This is a genomic window from Phocaeicola coprocola, from assembly GCF_041333015.1.
GTDB lineage: Bacteria > Bacteroidota > Bacteroidia > Bacteroidales > Bacteroidaceae > Phocaeicola > Phocaeicola coprocola.
The window spans coordinates 1,135,241-1,149,171 of the sequence record NZ_JBGKGM010000004.1 but is presented as its reverse complement, the minus strand read 5'-3'; the positions used below and the strand labels follow the sequence as shown (position 1 = coordinate 1,149,171).

Genomic DNA, 13,931 nt, shown 5'->3' with positions numbered 1-13,931 from the left:
AATAGACTACGACATTAGAGAACAATAATGACTGTTCCATCTTTGGTAATAATAACGACAGGACCATTTGATGGAGTTGCTTGGAACGTTGTTGTTGCCTTAATGTTGTTTACTACTGGTGAAGATACTTCAGCCGCATTTGCTTGACTTGGCATGCATATAGCACCTAATGCCAAAGCCATAGAAAACAAAAACTTTTTCATGTTTTCTCCTTTTTTAAAATGTTATACATGTTGCGGAGGTATAAGCCTCTTTGTTTTCGAGTGCAAAAGTACAAAAAATGATTGATAGATAGAACTTTTTAATGGATATTTTAAACTGAATTAAACTTATTGTCAGTAAAATTAAACCCAATTAAACATTATGCTACTACTTTATGGAAAAAACCGACATTTTTTGTTAGGCAATCCTTAGCTTGCTATTTTTTGCTTAATAAAATTCTTTGGTTCATTATTTTTTTGTATTTTTGCAGTCGAAAAGAGTTGTTAGGCAGCAAACGTATGCAGATTGCAGAATTTAGGACTATTGCCAAATCATTACCTCTGTTGAGGTGAAAGACTCATAAATAGCTCATTTTAAGCTATTCGGCAGTTTTTATCGTAATTTTCTGAGAAAAGAAGCTTGTGTAATTGCTTCAAAATGGGGTTGAAAAAGACAATATAATAGCTTTTGATGAAAAAAGTATTATAATGTTTTGGTAGTTTCGGAAAAAGCATTACCTTTGCACTCGCAATCGAAAAATCGCTTGCGCTAATTACAGAATGCGGAAATAGCTCAGTTGGTAGAGCATAACCTTGCCAAGGTTAGGGTCGCGAGTTCGAGTCTCGTTTTCCGCTCAAAGCGTGAAAGGTTTGCGCATGATTTGCCCAGGTGGCGGAATGGTAGACGCGCACGTTTCAGGTGCGTGTGTCGAGAGGCATGCAGGTTCGAGTCCTGTTCTGGGCACTGTTCAAATCTTTGTTTCGGAGGAATGGCGGAATTGGTAGACGCGCCACTTTGAGGGGGTGGTGACAGTTATGTCGTGTGAGTTCGAGTCTCATTTCCTTCACTGATAATTGCGGAAATAGCTCAGTTGGTAGAGCATAACCTTGCCAAGGTTAGGGTCGCGAGTTCGAGTCTCGTTTTCCGCTCAAAGCAATGAAAGTTGCGTAAGTCGAAAGGCTGATTTTGCCCAGGTGGCGGAATGGTAGACGCGCACGTTTCAGGTGCGTGTGTCGAGAGGCATGCAGGTTCGAGTCCTGTTCTGGGCACCATAATTGCGGAAATAGCTCAGTTGGTAGAGCATAACCTTGCCAAGGTTAGGGTCGCGAGTTCGAGTTTCGTTTTCCGCTCTTTTACATATTGCAGAATAACTGCGGAAATAGCTCAGTTGGTAGAGCATAACCTTGCCAAGGTTAGGGTCGCGAGTTCGAGTCTCGTTTTCCGCTCTTTCAGAGAAATCGACAAATGTTGGTTTCTCTTTTTTTATGTCATAAGTTTGCTTCTTCTAGCTGATAATATATATATTTGTGCCCGCAATATTTAAATGATATAACCATGAAAACTTATGATATTTATTTTTCGGATGGAAGCTCAAGCGATAATAAAGGCTTCTTTATAAAAACAGAGGAAAAAGCCATACGTATGGCGGAGGATATGCTGGTAAAAGGGAATAGTTACATAGAGGATTATGCCGGGGGAACTATTTCGGTAGTCGACTCAGAAGGCAATACGGTCTGGAGTAAGCCTATTCCGGTACAGTGATTGTAAAAAGTAGAAGTATTAATATAAAATAATGAATTTATGTTCTCAGGGATAGTTGAAGAATATGCAGAAGTGGTAAAGGTGGTAAAGGATCAGGAAAATCTGCACCTCACGTTGAAATGTTCGTTTGTTGATGAGTTAAAAATAGACCAGAGTGTTTCTCATAATGGAGTTTGTCTGACTGTAGTGAGTATTCAGGATGGAACTTATACGGTTACGGCCATGAAGGAAACTATCGAACGTTCTAATATTGGTTTGCTGAAAGTGGGAGATAAGGTTAATGTAGAACGCAGTATGATGATGAATGGACGTCTGGACGGGCATATCGTTCAGGGACATGTAGATCAGACTGCTACTTGTGTAGCTATAGATGACGCAGAGGGCAGCTGGTATTTTACATTCAAGTATGCATTCGATCCGGAAATGGCAAAACGAGGATATTTTACTGTTGACAAAGGTTCGGTTACAGTGAATGGAGTTAGTCTGACGGTCTGTAATCCGACTGAAGATACTTTCCAGGTTGCCATTATCCCATATACCTATGAGCATACCAACTTCCATACGTTTCAGGTTGGTAGCGTAGTGAACTTGGAGTTTGATATTATCGGCAAGTATTTGAGCCGCATGATGCAGTTGACAAAATAAGGTAGCTGTATTTGTAAGACTTATCCCCGCCATATTTTATGACGGGGATAATTTTTTTATGCAGCAGAAGAAGAATTGTGTTTTCTGCTCTTTTCGTATCTGTTGTTCTGATATGTCTGGTGACTGCCTATAAATCTTTCAGTAAAATCTGACTGTTGTTGTACATATATTCCTTGCGTGCATGCTCCAGAATTTTCCATGAGTCAGAATATTGCTGGCGATCTACCTTGAAATCTTCGGAACCGGCAGAATCTAGTTTCTCCAGCAGTGTACCTACTGTAAGTTTATTGATGTCTATGCCCGGAAGATAGCGTACATCGCCTTTTTTCTCTTCTATTGTTTCGAAAATCAGATGTATGTCTTGCAGTTCATATAAGATCCGTTTGGTGAGTCGGATAGGAATTTTGTATTGTTTGCTTATTTCTTCTGCAGAGTAAGGTGTCTTTTCTTCTGCAAAACTCTTGCAGATGGCTGAAAGTATAATGGTGCAAAAGAAATCATGATATCTGCGGCTGATATTTGCACTTTCTTTTCCGAAATCGAACGAACCCAGATTTTGGCTTACGTAGCTCATTTCAGCTCCGAAGAGGCAGATTGTCCAGGAAATCTGTGTCCATAACAAAAACATGGGAATGGCAGCAAAGCTTCCGTAGATAGCGTTGTAATTTGAAACCCATATCTGGCTGTTTACATAAAAGAACTGAAATGCCTGAAAGGCGGTTCCTGCCAGTATTCCCGGAAACCAGGCGTGCTTTAATTTGACTTTGGTGTTTGGGATAAATATGTAGAGTCCGATAAACATTCCCCAGGTCAGTGCATATGGGGTAAGTCTTACCAGGAATTTCAGGATAGGCGCAAGTACCAGGAAGTTATCCATGTTCTTTATATATGTAGTCATAAAAATGGTAAGACCACTTGAAATGACTATCAGCAGTGGTAAAAGGAGAATCATGGAAAAATAATCAGTTATTTTGCGAAAGACTGAACGGGGGTGTTTTACCTGCCAGATTGCATTGAAGCTTCGTTCGATGTTGTCTGTCAGTATAAGAACAGTCCATAATAACATGATTAAACCGATTCCGATAAATATTCCACTTTGGGCATGCTCCAGATAGGAGTTTATCCACGAAATAATAAGTTCACTCTGCTGGCTTGCAACACCTTTGCGGAGCTGTATTTCCATTAATGCGTCGAAGCCGAATCCTCGTGCGATGGCGAACAGGATGGCAAGAATGGGAATAATCGACAGTAGCGTGCTGTAGGTCAGTGCGGAGGCACGTATCTGGATACGGTCGTTTAGAAACTGGTTTACAGAAAGATAAACGATTTTGATGCACGAATATATTTGTCGCCGTACGGGAGATATCTCATCTTCGGTAATTCTCCATATGCCGTCGGTGAGAAATTGTAGCCAGTTTTTTATTCTCGTATAACTCATGGCGATAAGGTTTTTCAATGAAAAAAGCAGTCGGTCTATAAGCCGGGTTCCGTTCTCTGCATCGAAATGCAAAGTGTCTGTCATTTATCTACACTCACTGTCACCAGTAAGTTCTAGCGGTCTACCCTCCGACGTGGGGCGAGCAACCCTCCTTAATGCCGGTTTACATGACCTTACAACTCCTAAGATGCACAGCACGCATATCGCTATACGTCTGGTAGGCTCTTACCCTACCTTCTCACCCTTGCCTTTCCGGTGTGGACTGGCGGTTATTTTCTTCTGCATTACTCTACCTTTGCAGGCAGCTTTCTGTTAGGAAGTAGGATGCTCTGTGTTGCCCGGACTTTCCTCTTGTACATATAAGTACCAGCGACAAACCGACCAACTGCTTTCTGTTTGCAAAGGTACGCAAATAAAACGAATTTGTGTCATTTTTGTCAGAAATATCTGCAATTCTATCGAACAGTCTGATAATGAATGTAAATTTGTCAGGCAGTAGTCGTTAACTGCGGTTAATAGGAAAGTTTGCTTTGTTAAAAGAGGGAAAAAAGATGTTGTGTAGAGTACAATCGTATGAATTTTGTTCTACTTTAGCAAATAAAATGTTAAATAAGAGTTGAAATTAACAATTTAAATGATGTAAACATATGAAAAATGCAACTAAAATCGCATTTGGAGCAGTCGCAGTATTGGCTGTCAGTGCAGGGGTGGCAGGGGTTACTACTTATACTCTTATGCAGTCTAGACAAGACAAAAATTTGTCTTTTTATGATGAATTCCAGACAGCGTCTAATGTGCGCTATGCAGCTTTGGATGCAACTAGCATGCAGCCGATTGATTTGACTAAAGCGGCAGAAAGTTCTTTGAACTCTGTTGTACATATTATGTCTGTACAGAGAAGTAAAGTGAAAACAATACAGAGTCAGCCTGATATATTTGATTTCTTCTTCGGTGATGGGCGCGGACGTCAGCAGCAGGTGCAAACTCCTGAACAGCGTGGATTTGGTTCGGGTGTAATTATTTCGAAGGATGGTTATATTGTAACCAATAATCACGTAATTGATGGAGCTGATGAAATTTCTGTCAAGTTGCACGACGGTCGTGAAATGAAAGGACGTGTAATTGGTACAGACCCGACTACCGATTTAGCATTGGTTAAAATAGAAGGTGATGATTTTCCTGCCATACCGGTTGGTGATTCTGAACGCTTGAAAGTTGGAGAATGGGTACTGGCTGTAGGTAATCCGTTTAATTTGGGTTCTACAGTAACTGCTGGTATTGTCAGTGCTAAGGCTCGTGGACTTGGTGTTAATGGTGTAGAGTCGTTTATCCAGACTGATGCTGCCATTAATCAGGGAAACAGTGGTGGTGCGTTAGTTAATGCTAATGGAGAATTGGTAGGTATTAATGCTATGTTGGCATCTCCTACAGGAGCTTATTCGGGTTACGGATTTGCTATTCCTACAAGCATTATGACAAAGGTTGTTACAGACCTGAAGCAATATGGTACTGTACAACGTGCTCTGTTGGGTATTGCAGGACGAAACATGGGTGATGAAACTTATCCGGATGAAATCCGTAAGGAACAGAAAGAGCTGGGCATCAACGATGGTGTACAGGTTGTTGAAGTGACAGAAGGTGGTTCGGTAGATGGCGTTTTGGAAAAGAACGACGTTATAATGGAATTGAACGGAAAGAAAGTGAAGACCATGGCCGAATTACAAGGATCACTGGCTAAATATCGTCCGGGTGATAAGGTCAAATTGAAAGTATGGCGCGATAAGAAAGAAAAGACTTTCACTGTAACACTGAAAAATGCCCAAGGTAATACTAAGATTGTAAAGAATGCTGATATGGAATTACTGGGAGCTGCTTTCCGTGAAGTACCTGCCGAATTGAAGAAACAACTGAATTTAGGTTATGGTGTTCAGGTAACAGGAGTAAGTGAAGGCAGAATGGCAGATTCTGGTATCCGTAAAGGATTTATCATACTGAAAGCTAACGGAAAACAACTGAAAACAGTGCAGGATCTGGAAGAAGTTATGAAAGCGGCTTCTCAATCTCCTGATCAGGTATTGTTTATGGTAGGTATATATCCGTCAGGAAAACGTGCCAACTATGCAGTAGATTTATCACAGAATTAAGTATAATAAACAGGTATTGTTTTTGAAGTAAAAAGATATGTTTGAAAAGTCCGAAGGGTTTACTCTTCGGACTTTTGCTTTTTGCTACCTCGACATTGCGTTTTGGTTTATATTGGAGTGGAATGTATACCTAAAGCTAGGTATTTTGTGCTAAAAGCCTTTCTCAGGGTAAAAAAAGAGAGGATATTTAGAACGGTGTCTCTTTTTTTGCTACTTTTGCACAGATTTTGGCTGCATGTGCCGAATGACGCGGCGGCGGCTTAAACGAAGATAATAACTAAAACATAAAGCATGATACACAAAGTATTAATCGCTAACCGTGGCGAAATTGCTGTGCGCGTGATGCGTTCTTGCCGTGAAATGGGCATTCGTACCGTGGCAGTCTTTTCGGAAGCTGATAGAACGGCACGCCACGTACTTTATGCAGATGAGGCTTGCCTGATTGGTCCGGCAGCATCTCGTGAAAGCTATCTGAATATTGATAAAATTATCATGGCGGCTAAGCGCCATGGAGTGGATGCAATTCATCCGGGATATGGTTTCTTATCGGAAAACTCCGAGTTTGCACGTCGTTGTCGTGAAGAAGGAATCATTTTTATCGGTCCTGATCCTGAAACAATGGATGCGATGGGCGATAAGATTTCTGCACGTAAACACATGATTGCTGCGGGAGTGCCGGTGGTTCCTGGTACGGAACAGCCTTTGCAGAGTGTAGAGGAAGCAAAAGAAATCTGTAATCGTATCGGTTATCCGGTTATGCTGAAGGCTTCTATGGGAGGCGGTGGTAAAGGTATGCGCCTTATTCATAGTGAGTCTGAAGTGGAAGAAGCTTATAATACAGCTCGTTCGGAATCAATGTCATCATTTGGTGATGATACAGTTTATCTGGAGAAATTTGTAGAGGAACCGCATCATATTGAATTCCAGATTTTAGGAGATAATTATGGTAATGCGGTACATCTGTTCGAACGCGAATGTTCTATTCAGCGTCGTAACCAGAAGATTGTAGAAGAAACTCCGTCTCCGTTTGTTACTCCTGAATTACGCCAGAAAATGGGTGAGGCTGCTGTAGCGGCTGCCAAGGCTGTAAATTATAAGGGAGCAGGAACAATTGAATTCCTTGTTGACAAACACCGCAATTTCTATTTCCTTGAAATGAATACTCGTCTTCAGGTAGAACATCCTATTACAGAAGAAGTTGTAGGTGTTGACTTGGTAAAGGAACAGCTCCGTATTGCAAACAATGTGCCTCTTCATTTCAAACAGGAAGATCTGAAGCAGCGTGGTCATGCTATCGAATGTCGTATTTGCGCAGAGGACTCTGAAAATAACTTTATGCCTTCACCGGGAGTTATCCGTCAGTTGATGGAACCCAACGGTATCGGTGTTCGTATCGATAGCTATGTATACGAAAGTTATGAAATTCCTATTTATTATGACCCGATGATCGGTAAGCTGATCGTATGGGCTACTACTCGTGAATTTGCTATCGAACGTATGCGCCGTGTGCTTTACGAATACAAGATTACCGGCTTGAAAACAAATATCGGTTATTTGCGTCACATCATGAATGTACCTGATTTTGTAGAAGGTCATTATAATACCTTGTTTATACCAAAGCATCAGGATATGTTGCGTGAATGGGCTGGTCAGAAGGAAGAAGAAACTGAAAATATTGCTATGATTGCAGCATACATCGACTATCTGATGAATCTGGAAGAGAATAATTCTGGCTCTTCAGACAATCGTCCTATCAGTCGTTGGCGTGAGTTCGGATTGAAAAAAGGTGTATTGCGAATTTAAAGAAGATATTTATGGAAATACATATAGGTGATAGAGTTGCTGACGTTACGTTGGTTAGCAAGGAAGGCAATAAAGTACAGTTGACTATCGACGGTGTTCCTTACGATGTTGATATTGTAATGGCAGAAAACGGTAGTTGTTCTATTTTGCATGAAGGAAAATCGTATAATGCAGAACTGATCCGTAAAGAAGGCGGAAAGAGTTATACGGTAAATGCTCATTACCAGTCATATAATATTGATATTATAGATTCGCAGGCAAAATACCTTCGCATGCGTAAGGGAGCTGATGAGAAACAGCAGGATAAGATTGTTTCTCCTATGCCGGGTAAAGTGGTTAAGATTCCAGTAAAGGCTGGCGACCGCTTGCAGGCTGGTGATATCGTGGTTGTGATAGAAGCCATGAAGATGCAGAGTAATTACAAAGTAAACAGCGAATGTGTTGTAAAAGAAATCTTCGTAAATGAAGGTGACTCTGTAAACAGTAACCAGGTTATCATGACACTGGATGTGATTAAAGAGGAGGATTAAATTTATGACAACAGCAGAACAATATAAAAAATTTGAGGAGCTGGATAAACTGGCTGCTCAGGGTGGAGGAGTAGAGCGTGTTGAAAAGCAACATGCCAATGGTCATATGACTGCTCGCGAACGTATTGATATGTTGCTCGATAAAGGTACGTTCAATGAAATTGATAAGTTTGTGGTTCATCACTGTACTGATTTCGGTATGGAGAAGAAACATATTCCTGGTGACGGTATCGTTTGTGGATATGGTAAAATTGATGGACGTTTAGTATATGTTTATGCTTACGACTTTACCGTATATGGTGGAACACTTAGTGCTACCGGTGCACAGAAGATTGTAAAGGTACAGCAACTGGCATTGAAAAACGGTGCTCCGGTAATTGCTTTGAATGACTCGGGTGGCGCACGTATTCAGGAAGGTGTGGGAAGTATTTCCGGATATGCTTCAATTTTCTATCAGAATACTATTGCATCAGGTGTTATCCCTCAGATTTCAGCAATTCTTGGTCCGTGTGCAGGAGGTGCTTGTTACTCTCCGGCATTGACAGACTTTATCTTCATGGTAAAGGAAAAGAGTCACATGTTTATCACTGGTCCGGATGTAGTAAAGGCTGTTACTCATGAAGAAGTTGATAAGGAAGAATTAGGTGGTGCATATACTCATAGCAGTAAGAGTGGTGTTACTCACTTCCTTTGTGAAACAGAAGAAGAAACTTTGATGAGCATTCGTGAGCTGCTGAGTTTCTTGCCTTCTAACAACATGGAAGATGCTCCTTCTATTCCTTGTACAGATGATATCCGTCGTGCAGAAGAATCACTGATGACAGTTATTCCTGACGACCCGAACATGCCATATGATATCAAAAACATCATCGAACCGATAGTCGACAATCATTATTTCTTTGAGGTTATGCCTCACTTTGCAAAGAATATTGTAGTCGGTTTTGCTCGTTTGGGTGGACGTTCTGTAGGTATCGTTGCCAATCAGCCGGCATATCTGGCAGGTGTGCTTGATATTGACGCTTCTGACAAGGCTTCTCGTTTCATCCGTTTCTGCGACTGTTTCAATATTCCTATTGTAACATTCGAAGATGTACCGGGTTTCTTGCCAGGATGTACACAGGAACACAATGGTATTATCCGTCACGGTGCAAAGATTGTATACGCTTATGCAGAAGCTACTGTTCCTAAAATAACAGTAATTACACGTAAGGCTTACGGAGGTGCATACATCGTTATGAATAGTAAACCTATTGGCGCTGATGTGAACTTCTCTTATCCTACAGCTGAAATTGCTGTAATGGGAGCAGACGGTGCTGTGAATATTCTGTATCGTAAAGCTACGCCGGAAGAAAAAGCTAAGGCTGTAGAAGAATACAAGGAGAAATTCTCTAATCCGTATCGTGCAGCTGAACAGGGTTATATCGATGAAATCATTCTTCCGAAAGATACTCGTTATAAACTGATTCAGGCACTTGAAATGACGCAGAATAAGAGTGTAAGCAATCCTCCGAAGAAACACGGTAACATGCCTTTGTAATTGATTTGAAGGAAATAATATAATTTAGCCATCTCAACCTAATCCGTTGGGATGGCTTTTTTGTTTTAATTCCATATAATTTCATGATATAGCACACAACTGTTGTGTTTTTTATTGAGTTTTATTTGTTTTTTAAGCAGAGTGTATCGTTTGCAAGGCAACAGAAGTTTATTGAATATAATTCTTAAAATAATATTAAGTAGTATTTAAACACGCTTTGAAAGCGTAGCGGTCAGTTCGAGGTTTCCTCTTTTTATATCGATTTTTTTGTATCTTTGAAGCGATAATTATTTAAGCTATTAGTATATGATGAAAAAATGGATAATGATGGCAGCATTATTTGGCTGTCTGTTTGCCGGAGTCTCTACAGTACAAGCACAGGAAGTTACTCCTGATGAAGTAGGATATATAGTTAAAGTGGGTGATGAAGCTCCCGATTTTGAAATGACTTTAACCGACGGTCAGAAAGTAAAATTATCTTCTTTGCGTGGGAAAGTTGTGATGCTTCAGTTTACAGCAAGCTGGTGTGGGGTTTGCCGTAAAGAAATGCCTTTTATCGAGAAGGATATCTGGCAGAAACATAAAGATAATGCTTCATTTGCGCTTTATGGAGTAGACCGTGATGAACCTTTGGAAAAGGTTAAAGCTTTTGCAAAGCAGACGAAAGTAACATATCCGCTTGGACTTGATCCGGGAGCAGATATCTTTGCTAAATATGCGGTTCGTAACGCTGGTATCACCCGCAACGTGTTAATCGACAAGACTGGCAAGATTGTGATGATGACACGTTTATATAACGAGGAAGAGTTCTCTGCTTTGTGTAAGAAAATAGATGAACTGCTGAAATGATGCGGCTTAAGTATACATTACTCATCCTATGCTGTCTGGTCGTTCTTCCTGGGTTTTCTCGTAAGAAAAAGACTTCGGGATATGAACCTCTATTTGGAAAATCACAGGCAGCCTACCAGATTACTTCCAGTTCATTAAAAGGGGCTACCTTCTATTTGGTCAGCGGTCATGGAGGACCAGATCCGGGATGTATCGGCAAGTATAGAGGAAAGGAACTGCACGAAGATGAATATGCCTATGATATTGTTTTGCGTTTAGGCAGAGAATTGCTGAAACGTGGTGCTAAGGTTCATTTTATTATTCAGGACAAGAAAGATGGAATCCGAAATGCTGCGATATTGAATAACAGTAAGCGGGAAACATGTATGGGTGAAGCAATTCCATTGAATCAGGTAGCAAGGTTGCAACAGCGTTGTGATGCTATTAACCGGTTATATCGTAGAGATAATAGCAATTATAAACGTGCAATCTTTGTTCATGTGGATAGCCGTAGCAGAGGTAAACAGACGGATGTTTTCTTTTATCACTCACCTGGCAGTAAATATGGAAAACGTCTTGCCGATCAGTTGAAGCGTACTTTTACTGCAAAATATGACCGTCATCAGCCTAATAGAGGATTCAATGGAACGGTTAGTTCGCGTAACTTGTTTGTCCTTCGGAACTCAACGCCTTATGCTGTTTTTTTGGAATTAGGAAATATTCAGAACGCACGCGATCAGCAGCGTTTGGTGATACCCGACAATCGTCAGGCATTAGCCAACTGGATTGCTGAGGCTATGGTTAGCGATTATAAGAAAAGTAAGTAGTAACTGTGTGATATTCAGTTGTTGAAGAGAAATAGTTTAATTTTGTCTGTATAGGATAGGCAGTATATAGCTAACAGCTGAACATTGAAAAAGCAATAGCGGAACTTCTGTTCATTGAGCAAAAGTTCCGCTATTGCTTTTTCGCCTGAACCTGAGAAACACGTTATTCAGATATAAAGTGAAACTCTCAAGCAGGTGATTTTTATTAAGTTCTGCCATGAAAAGTTTTGATACTAAGACCTTTCTTTTTGGGCAGAACTTATTGATTTTTTATTGTCGGTCAGGTTTATTCTTCAGCAAGTAACAGCTCCATTACCTGACAAGCTGATTTAGCGACAGAAGTACCAGGACCAAATATAGCCATAACTCCATCTTTATACAGGAAGTCGTAATCCTGTGCCGGTATGACACCTCCTGCAAATACCAGAATATCTTCACGTCCCAGACGTTTCAACTCTGCAATGATTTGTGGAATTAAAGTCTTGTGTCCGGCGGCTAATGAAGAAACTCCTACTGCATGAACATCGTTTTCTACGGCTTCGCGAGCAGCTTCCTCCGGAGTCTGGAACAACGGTCCCATGTCAACATCAAAACCACAGTCTGCAAATCCTGTAGCTACAACTTTTGCACCACGGTCATGTCCGTCCTGTCCCATTTTGGCAATCATTACACGCGGACGGCGACCCTCTTTCTTTGCAAATTCTTCAGTCAGTTCGCAAGCTCTTGCGAAATCTGCATCCTTTTTACTTTCTGATGAATACACGCCTGAAATAGTTCTTATTACTGCTTTATAACGTCCTACAATTTTTTCACATGCATCGGATATTTCTCCTAATGTGGCACGTACGCGAGCGGCTTCTACAGCCAGTTCCAGCAAGTTGCCTTTACCTGTACGTACGCATTCGGTAATAGCTTCCAGTGCTTTGTCTACTTCGGCCTGGTTTCTTCCTTCGCGCAGGCGACGTAAGTTTTCTATCTGTTCCTGACGTACAGCTGTGTTGTCTACTTCCAGAATATCAATCGGATCTTCTTTTTCCAGACGATATTTGTTTGTACCTACGATGGTCTGTTCACCTGAGTCGATACGAGCCTGTGTACGAGCTGCAGCTTCTTCAATACGCATCTTTGGTATACCTGTTTCGATAGCCTTAGCCATACCACCCAGTTTTTCGATTTCCTGAATGTGTTCCCAAGCTTTATGAGCCAGTTCGTTGGTCAGCGCTTCTACATAGTATGAACCACCCCACGGATCTACATTTTTACATATCTGGGTTTCTTCCTGGATATAAATCTGTGTATTACGTGCAATACGTGCAGAGAAATCAGTTGGCAGAGCAATAGCTTCGTCCAGCGCATTGGTATGCAGTGACTGAGTGTGTCCCAGTGCAGCAGCCATTGCTTCGATACAAGTACGTCCTACGTTGTTGAACGGATCCTGTTCTGTAAGCGACCATCCTGAAGTCTGTGAGTGTGTACGCAGTGCAAGTGATTTCGGATTCTTCGGATTAAACTGTTTTACAATCTTTGCCCAAAGCATACGTGCAGCACGCATCTTGGCAATTTCCATGAAATGATTCATGCCGATTGCCCAGAAGAAAGACAAACGAGGAGCAAAGGCATCGATATCAATACCTGCAGCAACTCCTGCGCGCAGATATTCCAGACCGTCGGCAAGTGTATAAGCCAATTCGATATCGGCTGTAGCACCAGCTTCCTGCATGTGATATCCTGAGATAGAGATAGAGTTGAATTTCGGCATTTTTTGAGAAGTGTACTCAAAGATATCCGAAATGATCTTCATGGAGAATGCAGGCGGATAGATATATGTGTTACGCACCATGAACTCTTTCAAAATATCATTTTGAATAGTTCCGGCCATTTCTTCCAGTTTAGCTCCCTGTTCCAGTCCTGCATTGATATAGAATGCCATAACAGGAAGTACGGCGCCGTTCATAGTCATGGAAACAGACATCTTATTCAATGGAATACCGTCGAACAATACCTTCATATTTTCCAGTGAGCAGATTGAAACACCGGCCTTACCAACATCTCCCACTACACGCGGATGATCTGGGTCGTAGCCGCGGTGTGTCGGAAGGTCGAAAGCAACAGACAAACCTTTCTGTCCGGAAGCCAGGTTACGGCGATAAAATGCATTTGATTCTTCAGCTGTAGAAAATCCTGCATACTGGCGGATAGTCCACGGACGGAACGTATACATCATCGAGTACGGACCTCTCAGGTAAGGAGGAATACCCGCAGCATAGTTCAGATGCTCCATGCCTTCCAGGTCTTCTTTCGTATAAACCGGCTTCACCTGAATCTGTTCCGGTGTTCTCCAATTGGCTTTGATGTCATTGGCTTTTTGCCATTCCATACCATTTTGAGGATGGAATCCGTCATATATATCGATATTTTTAAAATTCGGTTTCATAG

The 13,931-nt window shown here is 41.3% G+C and carries 11 protein-coding genes, 7 tRNA genes and 1 other RNA gene; 15 read left to right on the top strand and 4 right to left on the bottom strand.

The genetic code is table 11. The annotated features are described in order from the left end of the window. Positions 1–14: 14 nt before the first annotated feature. On the bottom strand, positions 15–203 hold the full coding sequence (locus ACDG22_RS15630; RefSeq protein ID WP_118214373.1) for a hypothetical protein: 189 nt from the start codon (positions 201–203) through the stop codon (positions 15–17). A 560-nt stretch (positions 204–763) separates the two neighbouring features. Between ACDG22_RS15630 and ACDG22_RS15625 the strand changes: the two genes are divergently transcribed. The 9 genes from ACDG22_RS15625 to ACDG22_RS15585 all read left to right on the top strand — a co-directional run bounded on the left by ACDG22_RS15625 (position 764) and on the right by ACDG22_RS15585 (position 2,388). Continuing rightward, positions 764–836: transfer RNA gene (locus tag ACDG22_RS15625), tRNA-Gly, on the top strand. Between the two features lie 28 nt (positions 837–864). After that, positions 865–945: transfer RNA gene (locus tag ACDG22_RS15620), tRNA-Leu, on the top strand. Between the two features lie 19 nt (positions 946–964). Beyond that, positions 965–1,048, top strand: a tRNA-Leu gene (locus tag ACDG22_RS15615). A gap of 9 nt (positions 1,049–1,057) precedes the next feature. After that, positions 1,058–1,130, top strand: a tRNA-Gly gene (locus tag ACDG22_RS15610). A gap of 39 nt (positions 1,131–1,169) precedes the next feature. Next, positions 1,170–1,253: transfer RNA gene (locus tag ACDG22_RS15605), tRNA-Leu, on the top strand. Positions 1,254–1,258: 5 nt separating this feature from the next. Beyond that, a tRNA-Gly gene (locus tag ACDG22_RS15600) sits at positions 1,259–1,331 on the top strand. A gap of 23 nt (positions 1,332–1,354) precedes the next feature. Continuing rightward, a tRNA-Gly gene (locus ACDG22_RS15595) sits at positions 1,355–1,427 on the top strand. A gap of 109 nt (positions 1,428–1,536) precedes the next feature. Further along, entirely contained in the window at positions 1,537–1,743 is a 207-nt protein-coding gene (locus ACDG22_RS15590; protein WP_118483748.1) for a hypothetical protein, read from the top strand. A gap of 39 nt (positions 1,744–1,782) precedes the next feature. Beyond that, on the top strand, positions 1,783–2,388 hold the full coding sequence (locus tag ACDG22_RS15585) for a riboflavin synthase (protein ID WP_022124954.1): 606 nt from the start codon (positions 1,783–1,785) through the stop codon (positions 2,386–2,388). A 127-nt stretch (positions 2,389–2,515) separates the two neighbouring features. Here the strand turns inward: ACDG22_RS15585 and ACDG22_RS15580 are convergent, their stop codons facing one another. Both ACDG22_RS15580 and rnpB read right to left on the bottom strand, forming a co-directional pair. After that, complete coding sequence (locus ACDG22_RS15580) at positions 2,516–3,826, bottom strand: YihY/virulence factor BrkB family protein (RefSeq protein ID WP_118483744.1); 1,311 nt, start codon at positions 3,824–3,826, stop codon at positions 2,516–2,518. 22 nt (positions 3,827–3,848) lie between these two features. Next, an RNA gene (gene rnpB, locus ACDG22_RS15575) (RNase P RNA component class A) lies at positions 3,849–4,215 on the bottom strand. 258 nt (positions 4,216–4,473) lie between these two features. Here rnpB and ACDG22_RS15570 point away from each other — a divergent pair. The 6 genes from ACDG22_RS15570 to ACDG22_RS15545 all read left to right on the top strand — a co-directional run bounded on the left by ACDG22_RS15570 (position 4,474) and on the right by ACDG22_RS15545 (position 11,495). After that, a complete protein-coding gene (locus tag ACDG22_RS15570; protein WP_270230535.1) occupies positions 4,474–5,970 on the top strand; it encodes a Do family serine endopeptidase in 1,497 nt (498 codons plus the stop codon). A 291-nt stretch (positions 5,971–6,261) separates the two neighbouring features. After that, on the top strand, positions 6,262–7,773 hold the full coding sequence (gene accC, locus ACDG22_RS15565; protein ID WP_007571372.1) for an acetyl-CoA carboxylase biotin carboxylase subunit: 1,512 nt from the start codon (positions 6,262–6,264) through the stop codon (positions 7,771–7,773). Positions 7,774–7,784: 11 nt separating this feature from the next. After that, positions 7,785–8,303, top strand: coding sequence for a biotin/lipoyl-containing protein (locus tag ACDG22_RS15560; RefSeq protein WP_007571370.1), 519 nt, complete (start codon positions 7,785–7,787; stop codon positions 8,301–8,303). A 4-nt stretch (positions 8,304–8,307) separates the two neighbouring features. Beyond that, positions 8,308–9,840 carry an acyl-CoA carboxylase subunit beta gene (locus ACDG22_RS15555; protein ID WP_118483742.1) on the top strand — a complete coding sequence of 511 codons (1,533 nt, stop codon included), beginning with the start codon at positions 8,308–8,310 and terminating at the stop codon, positions 9,838–9,840. Positions 9,841–10,164: 324 nt separating this feature from the next. After that, positions 10,165–10,689 (top strand): TlpA family protein disulfide reductase, encoded by a 525-nt coding sequence (locus tag ACDG22_RS15550; protein WP_370859016.1) that lies wholly within the window; start codon positions 10,165–10,167, stop codon positions 10,687–10,689. Beyond that, positions 10,686–11,495: an N-acetylmuramoyl-L-alanine amidase family protein gene (locus ACDG22_RS15545; protein WP_007571363.1), complete on the top strand. Its 810-nt coding sequence runs from the start codon at positions 10,686–10,688 to the stop codon at positions 11,493–11,495. Before ACDG22_RS15550 ends, ACDG22_RS15545 begins: the two co-directional genes overlap by 4 nt. Positions 11,496–11,781: 286 nt before the next feature. Here ACDG22_RS15545 and scpA read toward each other — a convergent pair whose 3' ends face one another. Next, positions 11,782–13,929 (bottom strand): methylmalonyl-CoA mutase, encoded by a 2,148-nt coding sequence (gene scpA / locus ACDG22_RS15540; RefSeq protein WP_270230536.1) that lies wholly within the window; start codon positions 13,927–13,929, stop codon positions 11,782–11,784. Positions 13,930–13,931 lie beyond the last annotated feature (2 nt).

Coding starts and splice junctions, on each gene's coding strand:
- ACDG22_RS15630 (WP_118214373.1), bottom strand. CDS start 203: ATGAAAAAGTTTTTGTTTTCTATGGCTTTGGCATTAGGTGCTATATGC.
- ACDG22_RS15590 (WP_118483748.1), top strand. CDS start 1,537: ATGAAAACTTATGATATTTATTTTTCGGATGGAAGCTCAAGCGATAAT.
- ACDG22_RS15585 (WP_022124954.1), top strand. CDS start 1,783: ATGTTCTCAGGGATAGTTGAAGAATATGCAGAAGTGGTAAAGGTGGTA.
- ACDG22_RS15580 (WP_118483744.1), bottom strand. CDS start 3,826: ATGAGTTATACGAGAATAAAAAACTGGCTACAATTTCTCACCGACGGC.
- ACDG22_RS15570 (WP_270230535.1), top strand. CDS start 4,474: ATGAAAAATGCAACTAAAATCGCATTTGGAGCAGTCGCAGTATTGGCT.
- accC (WP_007571372.1), top strand. CDS start 6,262: ATGATACACAAAGTATTAATCGCTAACCGTGGCGAAATTGCTGTGCGC.
- ACDG22_RS15560 (WP_007571370.1), top strand. CDS start 7,785: ATGGAAATACATATAGGTGATAGAGTTGCTGACGTTACGTTGGTTAGC.
- ACDG22_RS15555 (WP_118483742.1), top strand. CDS start 8,308: ATGACAACAGCAGAACAATATAAAAAATTTGAGGAGCTGGATAAACTG.
- ACDG22_RS15550 (WP_370859016.1), top strand. CDS start 10,165: ATGATGGCAGCATTATTTGGCTGTCTGTTTGCCGGAGTCTCTACAGTA.
- ACDG22_RS15545 (WP_007571363.1), top strand. CDS start 10,686: ATGATGCGGCTTAAGTATACATTACTCATCCTATGCTGTCTGGTCGTT.
- scpA (WP_270230536.1), bottom strand. CDS start 13,929: ATGAAACCGAATTTTAAAAATATCGATATATATGACGGATTCCATCCT.